Here is a 14,582-nt window from a genome sequence, read left to right on the forward strand (position 1 = left end):
CCTTGGTTAGTTTTATCAACTAACCAATCTCTGTTTTATTCACCGTGACCTAGGGCGTCACGGCAACAGGATTTTTACGCCCCTCCAACTCATCAATACGTCTGCGGCCCAGTCCCCATCAGGTTTTTAACTTAGGCGATGTCACCTAGTTACGGCCTGCAACGTCGATTTCCAGCCGAAGTTTCCCGAGCGAAGTAAGCGATTTGTCACAGAGACTGCGCAATGGGACACGGGAAGGCAAAACACGACCAGATCGACGCGCGCATGAGCAGCGACGCGAAGTCTGCCGATCTCGTGTTGGGGCAACGGAATCCGCTATTTCTCAATGATTAGACGGCATCTTCAAAGAAGAGCACGAAGTTCTCAACGAGATGCATTTACATTCATTACGGCTCTATTTTTCAGGCCGAAATGGTTTTTGTTTCCGTCACTTGCATGAGTTCCGGTGCCGCCTCGAACGAGCGATCGAGGGGCGGGCGAAGGCCTCGGCGACCGAAATGGAGAGCTGATCCGCAGTACGCAGATCACGCGGCGCGCGTAGAGGGCGCTGGCGCGGTCGCTGTCTCGACAAGGACAGCCTTTGACTAACGGACAGTGGATTTGCCTGTTCCCGATACCGCCGATCGCGGCACCGGGCAGCGCCTTCAGTCCGAAGTCACCAGCTTGCGGGTCCGGCGATAGAGCGCATGAACCAGGACGAAGAACAGCAGCGTGCCGCCGACGAGCGCCGGTCCGGCAAAGCCGTCGCCTACCAGGGCCAAAGGCGCGTCGCTGCCCGAAGCCGCAACGATCCCGGCGAAACCGACGCCCCAGAGGCTCTCGCCCACGATCAGGCCCGTCGCCGTGAGCACGCCCATGCGCTCGGCGAATTCGGGATCGCGCTGCTTCCCGGCCCAGCGGTCGTAGAAGAAGCCCAGCACCGATCCGATCACGGTCGGCAGGATCACGCTCATCGGCAGGTAGATGCCGATACCGACGCCGAGCGGCGGCAGGCGCAGGCGGCCCATGGCGCCCAGCACTTCATCGATCACGATGAAGGCCACGCCAGCAGCGGCGCCCCAACCGATCATCGTCCAGTTGAGATTACCGCCGAGCACGCCCTTGGCCAGGGTCGAGATCAGCGCCGCCTGCGGGGCGGGCAGCGCGTTCGGGCCGGCATTGGCCGCGCCCGCAAAGCCGAAGGCGGTGTTCAGCAGGTCCAGCACCGGCGGGATCACCAGCGACCCGAACACGACGCCGATCACCAGAGCGACCTGCTGCTTCCACGGCGTCGCGCCGATCAGCTGCCCGGTCTTGAGGTCCTGGAGATTGTCGTTCGAGATCGTCGCCACGCCGAACACGATGCCGGTGACGATCAGGGCATAAGCCACCAGCGCCTCGGTGGTTCCGGTCGGTTGGTCTCGGCCGAACAGGCCCACCAGCATGAGCGAGGCCGCCACCACCGAGAGGATGCCGATGCCCGAAACGGGCGAGTTGGACGCACCGATCAGGCCCGCCATATAACCGCAGACCGCCGCGATCAGCAGGCCGATCACCAGAATGAAGGCCAGCGCGCCGGAAATCAGCAGCATTTCGGAGCCTGCCAGCGGTCCGCTGCCGATGACGCTCCACAGCAGCACCGCGATGGGCACCAGCATGGCGAGCGTGCCGATGAAGACGATGGAGATCGGCAGGTCCTGCTCTTCCACCGGCAGCTTCTCGCCCGCCTGGCGCGCACGGCTGGCGGCAAGGGCGGAACGCACGCCGCCGATGACCGGTCCGGCGATACGCAACAGAGTCCAGACGGCAGCCACGCCGATCACGCCGGCGCCGAAGAAGCGGACGTTTTCGGAGAATACGGTGGAAGCCCAGACTTCCGCCCCGCCCGGCAGTGGGTTCTGCGCGGTCAGGATCGGCAGGAGCACCCACCAGCCCACCACGAGGCCGAGGAACATGGCCATGCCGACCGAAATACCCACGAGGTGCCCCACGCCCATCAGGGCGAAGGAGAGGCCGCCGGAAATGCCGGTCGCACCGGGCCCGGCGCGGAACCAGACCGAGGCTTCCGCCACGGCAAGGCGCGTCTGGGTGAGGATCGCGAAGCCGGCGGACGCCAGCGCGTTCCACAGGAGGACGGAGAGACCCTTGGCGCTTTCCTCTGCACCTTCGCGCGATTCGGAGCCGACGCGCAGCACTTCGGCGGCGGCGTGGCCTTCGGGATAGGGCAGCGGCGTATCCAGCACCAGCGCACGGCGCAGCGGTACGGAGAACAGCACGCCGAGAATGCCGCCCGTCCCGGTGATCGCGGCGGTGGTCCAATAAGGGAAGCCCTGCCACCAGCCGATCATGACCAGCCCCGGCAACACGAAGATGATGGCCGCCAGCGTCCCGGCCGCACTGGCGACGGTCTGGACGATGTTGTTTTCGAAGATCGTCGAGTCCTTGAACCCGCGCAGGATCGCCATCGAGATTACGGCTGCCGGGATCGAGGTGGCGAAAGTCAGGCCAACCTTGAGGCCCAGATAGACGTTCGCCGCCGTGAAGAGCAGCGTGATCACGCCGCCGAGCAGCACCCCGCGCAGGGTCAGTTCAAGCGGCGATCCCGCGCGCGTGCTGCCAGTCTGGTTCGCCATGTTGTCCCGTTCAGCCGATCATGGGGCCCACCCGCCTTCTGCCTGGCGAGAAGGAGGCCCGATATGGAATTCTCTGCGATCTTCGGAAGTCGAAGCGGCACGCTCGCTGCCATATTGTCGCGCAGCCGTCCAGCGCGACCCGCGAACAGCGCCCGCTTTCAGGCGTCGCACGTGCCATTCGAGCAGCAAAAGCGCGGTTACCGCCACCGCCGCGCCCAGCATCATGTCGATCAGATAATGCGTGCCTTCCACCGGCGTGGACAGGAGCATCGCGGCATTCAGGGCGATCACCGGCCAGCGCAGCCCCGGAATCCGCCAGGCCGCGACGATGTAGAGCACGGCCGCGGCAGTGTGGAAACTCGGCGCCGAAACGATGCCCCGCAGATGCGCCAGGTCCACCACATGGACGCCGTGTGCCCGCAGCGCCGGGATCAGGCCGGGCTGCCAAAGCTCGCTTTCCGGCATGTAGACGATCGGCTGGTGCCACAGATGCGAGAACGGCCCCAGCGCCGGCATCAGGCTGAACACGGCCAGGGTGATGACCGCCGCCAGCCAGAAACCGGCCAGGAAACGATAGGCCGCCTCGCGCTGTCCGGACTTTGCCGCCGACCACAGCAGCAGTGCAGGCGTGATGTAGATGCTGCGATAGGCGGTCGTCCCCAGCACCTGGAGCCAGGGATGCGCGACGACCTGGCGATAGAGCGCGAGCCAGTCGAACCCCAGCGCCTCGTCGATCCGCTGCAGGGCGTCATCGGCATAACCATGCGTGAGCGCGGCGACCGGATAGCTGGCGGCCGCCCCCATCAGCGAGATCGCGGCGAACAGCGCCGCATACTCGCTGAACGCCGCACCGGCCTGCGCATGGCGCCACCGCATCCGGGGAAGGAAATGGCGGCATGCCAGCGCCAGGGCGCCCGCGAGATAGAACGGCAGGTTACCCGCGCGCCAGGGGTCGATCCGCAGCCCGGCCCGGTGCAGCAGCATCCCCAGAGCCACCAGGCTGAGCCCGAGGCCGACCATGAGATGGCGGCGAAGCACATCGCCCTGGCCCGATACCGTCAGGCGCGTGGCCGGACGGACTGCCGAACGCTCCGGCAGCCTCGCCTCCACGGCGCGCGCCTCCGCTCCGTCGAGTACGGAGGGCGGCACGGGCAGAAGCGGCTGCATCAGGGTCATTGCGGTTATCCAGGGGCGCGAAGCCCACGTTTCGAAAGGATCGCGTCCAGCCCGAATTCTCCTTAAGCGGGGCTTAACTGCTATCCGGGCGGCAGATTAACTCTTCGTCATGTTCGGTTTTCCGCGAAACGGCGGAACCTCTTCGCGACAGGGGTGTTGAGATCGGGACTGCTCAAAGAGGCAGAGACCCCGAGGGCCCAATCCCCACCCCCGACCGGGCCCCGTCACTCCATCAAGGCCGCCCCCATGCACGGTGGGCGGCCTTTCCATGTCCGGCGTAACGGCAAGACGGGCTTTTCCGGCGATCTGGGCGGTGGGTTATGGCCGCCGACCGCTTGTTGTCGGCGCAAACCCGCTCTAGAGGCCGCGCCCGGGTCCTCGCCTCTAAACAACGATGGACCGGGGGGCGGTGGCGCGCTGCGTTGCCGCCCCCTCCTGCTCGCTATCGTCCGCGGACCATGTGAAGAATACCGCGAATGTCAGAAAGAACGCGCGCCTTCGCCTTCATGGTCGGGATCGATCCGGGAGCGCAGCCGGTCGAGCAGATCGGGCACCAGATCGCGAAGATGGATCAGATCGAGGCGCGATCCCACCCGCGATGCGGCAAGATCGTAAAGCCGCTGGGCATGGTCGATCAGTTCGTCGTCGGTCATCGCAGGCGCATCCTCTGTTCGGCCATCCGCGCAAGCCGCTAGTCTTCCGCCGATGCCTGCACAAGCAGGCGCCCCGCACTATCCCCTTTCACGTCGATGGACCCTGCCGCCTCGACTTGCGGCGGCGGGCGCTCAGACCCGAACGTCCAGCATAAGGTAGCCCGGATCGAAACTGCCGCGACCGGCCAGGGCGTCCCAGTTCTCCACGCGCACCCGCCCCTGCTCGAAGAGAAGGCCGCATTCCTGGCGCAAGGCGGAGACCGTGCGATTGACGTGAACGGTGGTGAGGCCCAGCGCATCGGCCATCTGGGCCTGGGTGATCGGCAGGGCGAAATCGTCCCGCGCGTCCAGCCCGTGCGCTTCCATCCGCATGCCCATCTCGCAGATCAGGTGCGCCGTGCGGGTGACGGCATCGGCCCGGCCGAGATTGGCCGTCCATTTCGCCAGGATGGAGGCATCCGTCACGGTGTCGCGCCAGAACGCCCTGGCAATCGCGGGACGGGAATCCGCAAGCCTGCGCAAGTCGCTGTGCGGAATGTGCAGCACGACCGACGGCACCAGCGCCTGGATGCCCCAGGCAGGGAGCGGCATCGGCACCGAATGCAGATCGGCCATGTCGCCGGGAATGTGCAGCGCCGTGATCTGCCGCTTGCCGTCCGCCATCTGGTCGAACCGGGCCAGCAGGCCGTCCACCAGCAGGATCGCATGGTTCACGCCGTGGCCCGGAAGAACCAGATCCTGCCCGCGCGAAGCATGGACGCGGCGGCCGCCAAGCTGCTGCATCGCCTCCACTTCCTCGGCGGAAACCACGCTTCTCAGCTGGATACGCCTTACGAACAGAGCGACGGCGTCATGACTGTGCACAGGCGTTCTCCCCGTCTGCAGGTGCGCAAATTCCATGCGGGCACAATGGATCAGCCGGCCGTAAGTTGCGTGAGATCTGCTTCCGGCCATCTCGGGCGCGCGCGGCAAGGGCAGCCTCAGGATTCGTGGCCCATGATCTCGGCGTAGCGAGCCTCCGCGACGCCGTAGAACGGCCCGCAATACTTCACCAGGCCCGCGCGGTCTCGGATATGCACCAGTCCGCGCTGCGCCCTGATCCAGCGCTCGGCTTCGAGGTTGTGGATGGCGTGAGTTATGCTGGCCCGGCGCACGCCGAGGATGATCGACATCGCCTCATGCGTGAGCGCAAGATCGTCGTTGCCGATGCGGTCGTGGTACATCAGCAGCTTGCGCGCCAGGCGTTGCTGCACAGTGGCCCGCACGCCGGCGCTGGCGGCAAGGCTGATCTGCACGATCTGCGTCTGGATGTAACGCAGGAGGTAGCGCAGCAGCGACGGACTCGTTTCCAGCAAAGTCTGGAATTCCCCGCGATCCAGCGAAAGCGCCTCTCCTTCGATCTGGACGCAGCTGTCCCGTTGCGGAAGCAGGGTACAGATCGCACTGGCGCCGACGATACCCTCGCAGCCGACCACGCCGACTTCCAGCGGTATGGGAATGTCGCTGGTCTCCAGGTTGGAAACCACGCCCGATTCGATGAAGTAGACCTTTTCCTGAAGTTCGCCGCGTCGCTCCAGATACTGCCGGGTGGCAAGCCACTCCCGGCGCAGCAGCGATTCGACGCGCCCGCGGTCGTCTTTCGACATACCCAGCAACAACTTGTTGCAGGTCTTTCCCGTCTTCAATCCGCCTGTCATCGGCAGAGCCCTCCCCCTGGCCGGACCGACCAAGAGATATTCCATTTTATCAGGAAAATACAACGATCGATGCGCGCCAAGGTTCCTTGAGATGCGGCTTTCCCGACGCACCACGCAAGTATCTGCAAAAGCACCGTATTTTTACATATACTCATTTTCGATCAGTAGAGTTACCCTTTCGGGCTGCCCCAAACCACTGTACGCGGCCGTACAAAGTTTTCCTCTTTTTAAAACCGAGTGCGAACTGTAGATAAGCCCTCGCAAGAACGCCAAACGGCATACAATAATAATAAGTATACGATTATCGCCGAATGCACCGGCAAAGCGCCAGGGAATGCGCGTCCGGTCTTGCTGACTTATTGCGAGGAGGAACTGGATCGTCATGAGCATCGGCTCGAGGAGAGGGCGGACGAACCTGCGCGGATCGTCGTATGTCGCGGCACCGGCGCACCGGTCATGGTCACGCTCGGACAAGGATGGGCGTCCTTCGCTCACGCCTTCGGAATCGGCTGCCCTGCAGCAGCGGCTCTGGGCCCTGCTGGACGGAGACTAAGGGCGCTTGGGGCTTCGCGTCTCCCCTGGAGGCCCCAAGCACGGACGTGATGCATTCGCGACTTCGAAAGCAGCTATTGGACAGAGGATGAAGCATGATTGAGTTCGCAGGTTTCGAACAAGGCATCGATCGCGCCAGGTCCATGAGCGAGCACCTCGCCTCGACCACGCGGATCGCCGCGGAACAGATGCTCGAAAACGGCCAGGAAATTCAGGCGCAGATCGTGGCCCAGGTCTCGACGGCACGCGAACGGCTGCTGACCTGCCTGGACGGCATGGCCAAGGCCGGCGATCCGGCCAGTGCCTCGCAAGTCGGGGTGTCGTTTATCACCGATTCCGTACGCGCCTATACCGAGAACATGGCGCAATGGAGCGACCTGGTCCTGCGCAGCTGTCACCGCGGCCTCGATGCCGCCCAGCCGATCGCGGGCGAGCGAACCGTTCCCGCCGCATAACCGCCAGGCCCCGGCCTCTCCGGGACCGATCCATCGAAATTCAAAGTGCGACCCTGACTGGGCCTCGCGCGCTGGTGTGTGCGGGGCCTCATTGTCGTGCCGAAGCGGCGCAAGTCCTGCGCGTTTCACGCCCTCACCCTACCCGGCGCGGCTATCGGCAATCGTTGTCAACGGTTCGTCGCAATCGCGCGACCGGGTTGGCTAACCCGATCCTATGAATAGTTCGAGCGCATCGCGGCGCCATCGAGGAAAAGGGTTCAGGGTTCGTGGAATTGTTTGGTCTTCCGCCATATGAAGGCATTGCAACGCTGGTGTTTCTGGCGCCTCCCGTGGAACTGGCGTTCCGTTCGCACCGCAACGCGAAACCCGCTTCGGTGGAATGGCTGACCCGGCAATTCGACCGTATCGGCGACGAGACCCTGCGCGCCCGTACCGCCCAGGAACTGCGCAAGCTGGTTCGCGCCACCAAGGATATCCGCCGCGCCGATTTCACGACTGCTCTCGAACGCGCCCGCGCCGCGCTGCAGTCTCCGGCCGGCGAAGAGGCAGCGCACGCCGTCAACTGACGGGACTGCCCTCGCCGGCGCGATCTACCCCTGAGCGGCAGGCGCCTTGCGCACTTTCCCGTTTATCATGACGTGATCGAACACGATATCTTCCACGCCCTGCCCGTGGAGTTCCCCGTCGGCCAGTTGCAGAGCGAAGTTCTTCAGCAGCACGTCGCGGATTTCCGTCTGCCCCGGATTGGGCCTGATCGTGCCGAGCGCGCCGAACCGGCCGCTGATGCCGGAAAACTCCAGCCCGCGCACCCATGACATCGGCGGCGCCATGCCCTTGAGGTCGGTATACTGGCTCCAGGGCTCCACCGCCATGACCGTGCCTTCGGCATGATCCAGGCGGATGTTGCGGAAGCGGATATCCTCGTAACGCTGCGGCGTGTCGGCGCGCAGCTTGAGGCGCGCCAGCACCATCCTGCCGGTGACGCGGCAGTTCTCCATCACGACATCGCGCACGACCGTGGCCTCGCTGCCGCAGGCCAGGGCGTGATGGCCGCGCCGGAAGTGGCAGTTGCGCACGCGCAGCCCCTCCACCGGGGGGCTGTCCTTGTCTTCCAGGGCATGCGGCCCTTTCGATCCCTTGGCGGCGATGCAATCGTCCGTCACCGAGAACGTGCAGCCGTCCACCGTCACTTGCCGGCAACTGTCGACATCGATGCCATCGGTACTGGGCGCCTGGGCATAGTCGTCCGGCACTTCGAAGCGCGCATAGCGCACCAGCACGTCCTCGCAGCGATAGAGGTGCAGGTTCCAGAACTGGGAATCCTTGAAGGTCACGCCTTCGACAAGGACGTTCTTCGAATTCTCGATCAGGGCCAGGCGCGCGCGCGGCAGGCCCAGGTTCGGGAACTCGTCGGGAACGGGCGCGGCATTGCGCAGCTTCCAGAAGCGGTCCCAGACCGGGCGCCCCGCCCCGTCCAGCGTGCCGCTGCCGGTGATGCGCAGCCCGTGGCAGCCATCCGCATTGATGAGCGCCGGGGTAAAGCTGGGCTCGAAATGCCCCTCGATGCGGGTGCGGCGCGGCGGGAAATTTTCCATCCGCGTGGTACAGCGCAGCACCGCTCCTTCGGCGAGATGAAGGTGGACTCTCGGCTTGAGAAATAGCGCGCCGCTGACGAAAACGCCCTTCGGCACCACCACCGTCCCGCCGCCCCGTTTGGCGAGACTGTCTATCGCCGCCTGGATGGCGCGGGTGTTGATGGTGACGCCATCCGCCTTTGCACCGAAGCTTACGATCGACACCGCAATGTCCGGCTCCGCCCCCGCCCCGCCGGCCTGCGCCAGAAGCGGCAGCGCCATCACGGATAATGCGAAAGTACGGCGATCGCAGTGGCTGCTGGACATTTATGCTCCCGGTTCGGGTCGAAAATCGATCCCATATGGTGTTATCTTATTCCACCATACATGACCGCAAGCCCAAGGGAAGCCTCTGCATCAGTCGGTGAAGGCCGCCTCCGGCACGGCATATCCGCTCTGAACCGGCGTGATCAGCCCGGACAAGTCGAAGCCCTCGCGCTCGGCCGCTCCCAGGAAGTCCGCCGTCACGTCCGGCGCAAGATCGGCGGTGCGGGACAGGAGCCAGAGGTTGTCGCGATCGGGCGTGCCGACCAGCGCCACCGTATAGTCGGAGGATATCCGCAGCACCCAGTAGTCGCCCTTGGTGAAGGGGATCCAGCGCAGGAACTGGGGCAGGAAGCTGACTTTCAGGCGCGCATTGCTGCCGTCGATCGGGAAGGCCTGCCCGATCGATCGGTCCGGGTTCCCGTCCTTGTCGATGCAGCGGTTTTCCACCCGGACGCTGCCGTCGGGGTTGCGGGAATAAGTGGCGGTAATGTCCCGGGCTTGCGCATCCTCCCACTTGAGAGGCAAGCGGCAGATTTCGAACCATGTTCCAAGGTAGCGATCGATATCGAGCGCCGGAACGGTAGAGACTTCGCTGTCGTGGTCGGCCATGGGCTACTCCGTTTTGCGAGGAAACGAAGTGGTGCGCCGAGTTGTTCCGGCCCGCCGGAGCCGTGCTCAGCGCAATTGGCTGTCCTTGCTGCCACGCCGGTTGATGCCGGAGAAATCCGGCCGCTTGTCGCGCTGGGACTGGCAGGAAACGCATGTCCGCGCGCCGGGGAGTGCACGGCGGCGGGCGGGGGGAATGGTCTCTCCGCAGACCTCGCAATCCTCCAGCCCCTCACCCTGCGGCAATCTTGCCCGGGCGATGGAGACGGCGTCCTTGAGGCTGTCGTCGATCTGGTCCTGAACGGCGCCGTCGGGCGCCCAGCCGTTGGCCATGTGACTTTCCTTGCATGCCCCCTTCCGCCCGGTAGCGATATGGGGACGCCGGCCGGCGATTGCATCGGCTTTTCGGGAAACGGCTCTAGCTCTGGGGCTTCTGGCTGCGCAGGTAGGCGATCAGGTCCGCGCGGTCGAGCGGGTCCGGCACGCCGGGGAACTGCATCGTCGTGCCCGGAATCAGGGCGGAAGGCCCGGCGATCCAGGTGTCGAGGGTCTTCGCGTCCCAGGTTCCGCCCGCGCGCGTAAGCGCGGCGGTGTAACCGTAGCGCGTGCTGTTGGTGCCGAAACGCTTGCCGAATACCCCGAAAAGGTTGGGCCCGCCGCGGTCCATCGCGCCCTCGATCACGCTATGGCAGGCCGCGCATTGGCGGAACTTGCGTGCGCCGGAATCGGCGTCGGCCACTGTCATGAGGCGTTCGAACGAGGGATCGGGTCCGGCCGCGCGCAAGCGCTCCTCGCGCCGGTCGTCCCCGCAGCCTGACACGAGGGCGGTGGCGGCCAGCAGGACCGGCAGGGCTCTTTGCCATGTCATCGCCGTCAGTCGCGGTGGAAGAACGGCGGCCGGCCGCCCAGCACATTGCGCGCCATCTGGCCGCTGTCGTGCAAGGCCAGCGCACCGCCCGGCGTCGCCTCGTCCCAGAAACCGGGATCGGCATATTGGCCCAGCGCTTCCTCATATCGACGCAGGACATCGGCCTGCACCGAGAGCATCTCGACCGCAGCACGAACCTCGGGAAAATCGTCCCCCTCGCCCGCGCGCACCATATGCGAGAGATCGGCTCGTCCCGCCGCCTCCAGATATCCCGACACGAAACTGCGCGCCATCCCGATCACGGCGTGGCCGTAGCGGTCAGGCATCATGCTTTTCCGCCCTTGCGTTCAGGTCGGCCCAAAGCTTCTCGGTCCCGGCTTCCTGCGCCTTGTTCACGTATTGCGAGGCGACCAGCCAGCCCTTGATATATTGCAGCGGCACGATGCACCCGATCCCCAGCAGCGGGAAAGAGGTCAGCAAATGGACCCAGAACGGCGGCTCGAACGCGACCTGCAGCCAGACGGCGAAGAACGTTAGCGGAAAGGCGACGATGCAGAGCGAGAAGAACGCCGGGCCGTCGTCGGGCGCCGCAAAGCCGTAGTCCAGCCCGCATTGAGGACAGGTATCCTGCAACTTCAGCCACTTGCGAAACATCGCGCCTTTTCCGCAGCGCGGACACAAGCCCTTCAGCCCGCAATGGAAGATCCAGCGTCCCTTGCTGGGCGGCAATGTATCCGGCTGCGTCATGGTCCGATCCGAAAAATGTCCCTGGAGTCGATATTGCATCATATGGGTTTTGTATGCATACCAAGTCAATGCAAATCACATCGCAAAAATGGCTGCCGGAGATCGACCCGGCCCTCGGGCCTGTCTACCTGGCGATATGCGCGGCCATCGGGCGCGATCTGGAGCAAGGAAAGCTCGCCCCCGGCGACCGTCTTCCCCCGCAGCGCGAATTGGCGGAAGCGCTCGGCATCGACACTGGAACGGTCACCCGCGCCTATGCCGAAGCGCGGCGGCAGGGGCTGATCGATGCCGAGGGTCGCCGCGGCAGCTTCGTGCGCAATCGGCCTGCAGGCGGCATTTCCAGCGAAGTTGCGCCTTTCGATACCGGGATGAACCTGCCCCCGGTCCCCGCTGCCGGCACTTTCGCGCGGCGCTTCGCGCAGGGCCTGCAGCAGGTACTGGACGGACCGGCTGCCGCCAATCGTCTCCAGTATCAGCCCGCAGGCGGCGCGCCCGAGGACCGGGTGGCTGGAGCGCTATGGCTCCGTGCATCGGGGATCGAGGCGAACGAGGACAATGTGGTGGTCACCAGCGGCGCGCAGACGGCGCTCCATGCCGTGGCCAGCGCCATCCTCCAGCCGGGCGACGCGGTATGCACCGGCGCTTTCGTCTATCCGGGCTGGACCGCGATCTGCCGCAGGCTGGGCATGGCCATCGTGCCCCTGACCGGCGACGAAGAGGGTATCGACCCTGAGGCGTTCGAACGGGCCTGCACCGCCCAGCCGATCCGTGCGCTCTATCTCGTGCCCGAGAACGACAATCCCACGACCGGCACGCTCAGCCGGCAGCGGCGCGAGCGGATCGTGGAGATCGCGCGCCGCCACGACGTTCTCCTCATCGAGGACGATCCCTACTCGCGCCTGGACAGGACCGATATCCCCGCCCTTGCCGCGCTGGCGCCGGAGCGGACCTGGCATGTCGCCAGCCTCTCCAAGCTGATTTCGCCCGCGCTGCGGATGGCCTATCTGCGCGCGCCGCTGCTGCGCGACGCCATGCGGCTTGCCACGGATACGCACGAGACCACGATCATGCCGCCGCCGCTCAACATGGCCGTGTGCACGCAGTGGCTGGTCGACGGCACCTGGGCCGCCCTCGTCGGCGAAGTGCGCGAGGAATGCCTGGCCCGGCAGGCCATCGTCGCTTCCACTCTGCCCGCAGGCGCCTACCGCACGGCGCCTGCGGGCTATCATCTCTGGATCCCTTTGGGGGGGGAGACCCGCGCTTACGAACTGGTGAGCGCGATGCGCCCACTCGGCATCTCGGCAGTCTCCAGCGAGCACTTCCGCGTCGATCCGGCGTGCCAGCGCCATGCCGTGCGACTCTCGATCGGCGGCAGCGTGGACCACCCGCGCCTCCACCGCGCGCTCGAAACGGTAGACGCCCTGCTTCACCACCGCGACGGTCGGGCCAGCCCGATGGTCTGACGCCTTGCGACAAATGTCGCAGATCGCAACGCGCTGGCGATGCTGCAACTGCACATGCAATTTTGTCTATTGCGCTGCACCGCAACATGGCGCAAGAAGGACGGGCCTTTCAGGCATCCTCTCCCAAAACTTTTCAAGCCGGTCCCATGGGCCGGCTTTCTTTTTGCTGCGACTGCGTTGCGGCCGCCTCGCCATTTTTCGGCAGGGACCGGCGCCTGCTGGCAATTGTCACGGTTCGGTAACATTGGATGCCGATAGCCCGGCCATCATGACCGAAACCCGCCCCGCCGCCCCTCTCGCCTATTCCCGCCGCGCCGTCATGGGAGGCGCGCTGGCCGCGGGGACGCTGTTTTCGATCGGTGCACATGCGGCGGCCGGCCTGCCGCCGGGCCTGTTCACGCTCGGCGTCGCCTCGGGCGATCCCGAACCCGAAAGCGTGATTCTCTGGACCCGCCTCGCGCCCCAGCCCATGGCGCCCGACGGCGGCATGACTTCGGCCCCGGTGGACTTGCGCTGGGAGGTGTCCGAGGATGAACGCTTCTCGCGGATCGTGCGCTCGGGCGTGGCCCGCGCCGAGTCGCGCTGGGGCCATTCGGTCCATGTCGAGGCTGGGGGCCTGCGACCCGGCCGGGCCTATTTCTACCGCTTCATCGCCGGCGGCGAAGCCAGCCCGGTGGGCCGCACGCGCACGGCCCCGGCACGCGGGGCTGCCGTGGACCGCCTGCGGCTCTGCTTCGCCTCCTGCCAGAAATACGAGGTCGGCTTCTACGCGGCCTGGCGCCATGTCGTGGAAGAAGACCCGGACCTGATCCTCTTCCTGGGCGATTACATCTACGAAGGCGCGCCCAACAAGAAGGACGCTGTTCGCCTCCACCGCAATCCCGAACCGATGGATCTTGCGGGCTATCGGGTCCGCTATGCCACCTACAAGCTCGACCCGCTGCTCCAGGCCGCCCACCACGCCGCGCCCTGGGCGCTGACCTGGGACGATCACGAGGTGGCCAACGACTATGCAGGGGCGCTGGACCAGGGCAACGGCGATCCGGCCGCATTCCTGCGCCGCCGTGCCGCCGCCTACCAGGCCTATTACGAGCACCAGCCGCTGCGGGCGCGCCCACCGCGCGGGGCGGACATGCGGCTCTATCGCACGCTTGACTGGGGAAGCCTGGCCCAGTTCCAGATCGTCGACGACCGCCAGTACCGGGGGCCGCACGCCTGCCAGCCCGAGGGCCTGATCGAGGCGCACCAGCCCTATCACAGCCGCATCGGCAACTGCGCGGACCTCTATACCCCCTACCGCACAATGCTGGGCGCGGCGCAGGAGCGTTGGCTGGACGAGCGCCTGGGCAAAAGCACCGCGCAGTGGAATCTGCTCACCCAGCAGACGCTGATGCGCCAGACGGTTCAGCATTACGAGGATGGCGCCGCGGAATACTCGGCGGACAACTGGTCCGGCTATCCTGCCGCGCGCGACCGGATCTTCCGCCGCTGGGCCGAGGCCGGAACCAGCAACCCGCTGGCTCTGGGCGGAGACATCCACGCCTTCGCAGCCGCCGAAATCCACAATCCCGACCGTCCGGACGATGCGCCGATCGCCGCCGAATTCGTGGGCGGATCGATCACCTCGCTCCGGCCGGATCCGGACTTCAAGCGCCTGGCCGCCACCAATGGGCTGGCCTTCGCGGAGAACGACGTGCGCGGCTACGGCCGGATCGACATCGATGCCCGCGGGGCGGCCGTCACTTATCGCGGACTGGCGGACGCCCGGCGCGAGGATTCGGGGATTGCCGACATTGCCCGCTTCTCGCTGGAAGCCGGCAAGCCCGGCCTCCACGTGGAAAGCGTCGGGTAG

At 65.7% G+C, this 14,582-nt stretch carries 16 protein-coding genes; 5 read left to right on the top strand and 11 right to left on the bottom strand.

Annotation, left to right across the window (positions count from 1 at the left end):
- Positions 1–644: 644 nt before the first annotated feature.
- The 5 genes from AC1VV3_RS19530 to AC1VV3_RS19550 form a co-directional block, all read right to left on the bottom strand.
- A complete protein-coding gene (locus AC1VV3_RS19530) occupies positions 645–2,612 on the bottom strand; it encodes an OPT family oligopeptide transporter (RefSeq protein WP_482962199.1) in 1,968 nt (655 codons plus the stop codon).
- Positions 2,613–2,630: 18 nt separating this feature from the next.
- Complete coding sequence (locus AC1VV3_RS19535; RefSeq protein WP_482962200.1) at positions 2,631–3,788, bottom strand: phosphatase PAP2 family protein; 1,158 nt, start codon at positions 3,786–3,788, stop codon at positions 2,631–2,633.
- A gap of 479 nt (positions 3,789–4,267) precedes the next feature.
- Complete coding sequence (locus AC1VV3_RS19540) at positions 4,268–4,441, bottom strand: hypothetical protein (protein WP_482962201.1); 174 nt, start codon at positions 4,439–4,441, stop codon at positions 4,268–4,270.
- Positions 4,442–4,573: 132 nt separating this feature from the next.
- The gene (locus tag AC1VV3_RS19545) at positions 4,574–5,305 is read right to left on the bottom strand and encodes a Crp/Fnr family transcriptional regulator (RefSeq protein ID WP_482962202.1); all 732 of its coding nucleotides are present in this window, start codon (positions 5,303–5,305) and stop codon (positions 4,574–4,576) included.
- 116 nt (positions 5,306–5,421) lie between these two features.
- Positions 5,422–6,087: a Crp/Fnr family transcriptional regulator gene (locus AC1VV3_RS19550; protein ID WP_431567081.1), complete on the bottom strand. Its 666-nt coding sequence runs from the start codon at positions 6,085–6,087 to the stop codon at positions 5,422–5,424.
- A gap of 433 nt (positions 6,088–6,520) precedes the next feature.
- Here AC1VV3_RS19550 and AC1VV3_RS19555 point away from each other — a divergent pair, with 433 nt between their 5' ends.
- From AC1VV3_RS19555 to AC1VV3_RS19565, 3 genes are all read left to right on the top strand, one after another.
- Complete coding sequence (locus tag AC1VV3_RS19555; protein WP_314468502.1) at positions 6,521–6,691, top strand: hypothetical protein; 171 nt, start codon at positions 6,521–6,523, stop codon at positions 6,689–6,691.
- Positions 6,692–6,785: 94 nt separating this feature from the next.
- The gene (locus tag AC1VV3_RS19560; RefSeq protein ID WP_134096131.1) at positions 6,786–7,145 is read left to right on the top strand and encodes a hypothetical protein; all 360 of its coding nucleotides are present in this window, start codon (positions 6,786–6,788) and stop codon (positions 7,143–7,145) included.
- Between the two features lie 311 nt (positions 7,146–7,456).
- Complete coding sequence (locus tag AC1VV3_RS19565; RefSeq protein ID WP_314468505.1) at positions 7,457–7,711, top strand: hypothetical protein; 255 nt, start codon at positions 7,457–7,459, stop codon at positions 7,709–7,711.
- Positions 7,712–7,735: 24 nt separating this feature from the next.
- On the opposite strand, the gene AC1VV3_RS19570 is transcribed toward AC1VV3_RS19565, so the two are convergent.
- The 6 genes from AC1VV3_RS19570 to AC1VV3_RS19595 form a co-directional block, all read right to left on the bottom strand.
- Positions 7,736–9,046, bottom strand: a complete 1,311-nt coding sequence (locus tag AC1VV3_RS19570; protein ID WP_482962203.1) for a glycoside hydrolase family 28 protein — start codon at positions 9,044–9,046, stop codon at positions 7,736–7,738.
- A gap of 90 nt (positions 9,047–9,136) precedes the next feature.
- Complete coding sequence (locus AC1VV3_RS19575) at positions 9,137–9,655, bottom strand: lipocalin family protein (protein ID WP_132269324.1); 519 nt, start codon at positions 9,653–9,655, stop codon at positions 9,137–9,139.
- Between the two features lie 66 nt (positions 9,656–9,721).
- On the bottom strand, positions 9,722–9,985 hold the full coding sequence (locus AC1VV3_RS19580; RefSeq protein WP_132269322.1) for a DksA/TraR family C4-type zinc finger protein: 264 nt from the start codon (positions 9,983–9,985) through the stop codon (positions 9,722–9,724).
- Positions 9,986–10,070: 85 nt separating this feature from the next.
- Positions 10,071–10,520, bottom strand: coding sequence for a c-type cytochrome (locus tag AC1VV3_RS19585; protein ID WP_482962204.1), 450 nt, complete (start codon positions 10,518–10,520; stop codon positions 10,071–10,073).
- Between the two features lie 5 nt (positions 10,521–10,525).
- Positions 10,526–10,846 (bottom strand): hypothetical protein, encoded by a 321-nt coding sequence (locus AC1VV3_RS19590; RefSeq protein ID WP_243841264.1) that lies wholly within the window; start codon positions 10,844–10,846, stop codon positions 10,526–10,528.
- The gene (locus AC1VV3_RS19595; protein ID WP_132269318.1) at positions 10,839–11,267 is read right to left on the bottom strand and encodes a DUF983 domain-containing protein; all 429 of its coding nucleotides are present in this window, start codon (positions 11,265–11,267) and stop codon (positions 10,839–10,841) included. The genes AC1VV3_RS19590 and AC1VV3_RS19595 overlap by 8 nt, the downstream gene beginning before the upstream one ends.
- A 68-nt stretch (positions 11,268–11,335) precedes the next feature.
- Between AC1VV3_RS19595 and AC1VV3_RS19600 the strand changes: the two genes are divergently transcribed.
- Both AC1VV3_RS19600 and AC1VV3_RS19605 read left to right on the top strand, forming a co-directional pair.
- Positions 11,336–12,730, top strand: coding sequence for an aminotransferase-like domain-containing protein (locus tag AC1VV3_RS19600; RefSeq protein WP_482962205.1), 1,395 nt, complete (start codon positions 11,336–11,338; stop codon positions 12,728–12,730).
- A 268-nt stretch (positions 12,731–12,998) separates the two neighbouring features.
- Entirely contained in the window at positions 12,999–14,582 is a 1,584-nt protein-coding gene (locus AC1VV3_RS19605; RefSeq protein WP_482962206.1) for an alkaline phosphatase D family protein, read from the top strand.

Source organism: Novosphingobium sp. BL-S-34 (assembly GCF_056857015.1).